Annotated in this window: 3 protein-coding genes and 1 pseudogene; 3 read left to right on the top strand and 1 reads right to left on the bottom strand. The window is 63.5% G+C overall.

Annotation, left to right across the window (positions count from 1 at the left end):
• The 3 genes from EN925_RS30930 to EN925_RS30920 all read left to right on the top strand — a co-directional run.
• Positions 1-560 (top strand): substrate binding domain-containing protein (locus EN925_RS30930; RefSeq protein WP_206633013.1); only part of this gene is annotated, 560 nt, incomplete at its 5' end.
• An 89-nt stretch (positions 561-649) separates the two neighbouring features.
• Positions 650-1318 (top strand): DUF1007 family protein, encoded by a 669-nt coding sequence (locus tag EN925_RS30925; protein WP_027161413.1) that lies wholly within the window; start codon positions 650-652, stop codon positions 1316-1318.
• Positions 1315-2508, top strand: a complete 1194-nt coding sequence (locus tag EN925_RS30920; protein ID WP_128337171.1) for a nickel/cobalt transporter — start codon at positions 1315-1317, stop codon at positions 2506-2508. The genes EN925_RS30925 and EN925_RS30920 overlap by 4 nt, the downstream gene beginning before the upstream one ends.
• Before the next feature lie 25 nt (positions 2509-2533).
• Here EN925_RS30920 and EN925_RS30915 read toward each other — a convergent pair.
• A pseudogene (locus EN925_RS30915) lies at positions 2534-2792 on the bottom strand (NAD-dependent epimerase); the annotation flags it as partial.

The raw sequence follows: 2792 nt of genomic DNA, 5'->3' as shown, positions 1-2792 counted from the left end.
TCGCCAAGCAGCATCCAGACATCGTGCTCGACATCCAGCTCGACGACCGCTTCGTCGATCTGGTCGAGGAAGGCTTCGACCTTGCGGTGCGCATCTCGCGGCTGGAGAACTCGTCGCTGATCGCCAGGCGTCTGGCGCCGTTTTCGATAAAGCTCTGCGCCTCCCCCGAACTGATCGCCAAGCATGGCACGCCGACACGGCCGCAGGATCTCAGCCGCATGCCTTGCATCGTCGACACCAATGGCCGCGGACTGAACAACTGGCCGTTCAAGGGCGACAATGGCGATCCGGTCAGCGTTTCGGTGTCGGGTCCGATCGAGGTCAACAGCCCGATGACGGCGAGAGCCGCGGCCGTGTCCGGGCTGGGATTCACCGTCCTGCCGGATTTCATTGCCGCGCCCGACCTCGCGAGCGGCCGGCTGGTGTCGGTGATAGATGACCGTATCCTGTCGGGCGGCGGCATCTTCGCCGTCTACCCGCACCGCCGCTATCTGCCGGCCAAGGTCCGCGTTTTCGTCGACTTCCTGGTGCAGTGGTTCAGGACGCGTGAAGTTGCCTGACCCACTTCAGCCGAGCAGCGGTCCCAATTTCGCCCCCTTTCTGGTAACTCTCGGCAACTCTTCCGAAGCCTAGGGAATCGCGACCGAGAATGCACCTGAAACGGCACGCAATCATGCTGGCTTCGGCCTTGGCGGCTAGCTTTGCCGCCACTGGACCCGCTTACGTGCATCCACACGTCTTCGCCGAGGCTCGCCTCGATGTGATCCTCTCCCCGGATCACCAAAGCGTGAAGGCTCTGCGTCATCTCTGGCGCTTCGACGACCTGTTTTCCTCGACGGTGATGATGGAGTTCGACAAGAACTCCGACCTGAAGCTCGACGACAAGGAGCTGAAGGAAGTCGCCGACACCGTTCATGCCTCGCTGGCGGAGTTCAATTACTTCCAGCTCGTCACCGTCGACGGCAAGGACGTGGCGATGACGCCGCCGCCGCATCTGATGGCCAATTTCGACAACGACCAGCTGATCATCCTGTTCGAGTCCGAACCGAAGGTGCCGATCAAGCTCAACGGCAAGATCGATATCGGCGTCTACGATCCGACATTCTACACGGCGATCGACTTCACCGAGGACTCCAACATCACGGTCGAAGGCCTGCCCTCGAACTGCACCAGCAAGGTGGTCCGTCCCGACCCCGACGAGGCCATCAAGGAAAACCAGAAGACCCTCACCGATGCCTTTTTCAACGATCCGACCGGCACCGATATGAGCAAGATCTTCGCCACCAAGCTCGAACTGACCTGTCAGCCAGAAGGATGAAGCCGGTGACGAAACCGTCCCTGCGTTTGGCATTCGGCCTGTTGGCCCTCACAGTCGCCATGATGCATTTCGCCGACGCCGCTCATGCCCAGAGTTCGCTCGGCATCGGCGTCAATGACGGCATGGCGCCCACCACCGGCCCGTTCGCCCATATTCTGATGTGGATCAATCTCAGGCAGCAGGAATTCTACCGCGCGCTGGCAACGGCGATGAAGGCGATGCGCCAGGACGGCAGCAAGATCTGGATACTCGTCGGCCTGTCCTTCGCCTACGGTATTTTCCATGCCGCCGGCCCCGGTCACGGCAAGGCGGTGATCTCGTCCTACATGGTGGCCAATGAAGTGGCGTTGCGGCGCGGCATCCTCTTGTCCTTCGTCTCGGCGCTGCTGCAGGGCCTGACCGCGGTCGCGGTGATGGGGGTCGCCTATTTCGTCCTGCGCGGCACCTCCGTCTCGATGACGGACGCAGCCTGGTTCATGGAGATCATGAGCTTTGTCTTCGTCACCCTGTTCGGCGCCTGGCTGCTGTGGCGCAAACTCGGTCCTTCCGTCCTGCGTCTGTTCGGCAAGGGCCCGGCCTACAGCCCGTCGGCGGCTCATGCCGGCCATTCTCACGCCGGTCATTCTCACGGGGGTCATTCGCACGGCGCGCATTCGCATGCCGGCCATTCCCATGCAGCTCACAGCCATTCGGCGCATGCCCATTCGCACGCGCTGCACGCGCATGACCATGTGCACGGCCCTTCGCACGATCATCACGATCATGCCGAACACGATCATGCTCATCACGATCACGCGGCCGGCGAAGTCTGCGACACCTGCGGCCATTCGCACGCACCCGATCCGGCGCTGCTGTCGGGCGACCGCTTCGACTGGCGCACGGCCTGGACAGCGGTGGCGGCGGTCGGCATCCGCCCCTGCTCCGGCGCGCTGATCGTGCTCAGCTTCGCCCTGCTCAACGGCCTCTGGCTCGGCGGCCTGCTGTCGGTGCTGGCAATGTCGCTGGGCACCGCCATCACCGTTTCGGCACTGGCGACGCTGGCGGTGACCGCCAAGAACTGGGCGGTCTATTTCGCCGGCGACGGCCGCATGGGCAACCGCATCCACTCGATCGTCGAGATCGGCGGCGCCGCCTTCGTGTTCCTGTTCGGACTGCTGCTGCTGTCGGCAAGCCTGGCGAGCGGCGGATGATGCCCGGCGCCACGAGGGTCGGAGTTTAACCCGCGATCTTGCCGCCGAGCTCATCCTCGATGTGAGCGCGGATGATCTCGTCAAAACTCTTTTCGGCGCTGAAGCCAAGCTCCCGCGACCGCTTTGCCTCGAAGCGCGTCGGCCAGCCCTTGACGATCGCCCAGATCGTGTCATCCGGAACCTCGCGGATCAGGCCTGCCGCCTTCGGCCCGGCGATGCGTTCCAGCGCCTCGATCTGCTCGCCGACGGTGACGGCGACGCCGGGCATGGTCAGATTGCGGCGT

Source organism: Mesorhizobium sp. M7A.F.Ca.US.006.04.2.1 (genome assembly GCF_004022915.1).
Classification (GTDB): Bacteria; Pseudomonadota; Alphaproteobacteria; order Rhizobiales; family Rhizobiaceae; genus Mesorhizobium; species Mesorhizobium ciceri.
Note: the sequence above shows the minus strand (reverse complement) of the source record. Positions and strands in the feature narration are given on the sequence as shown.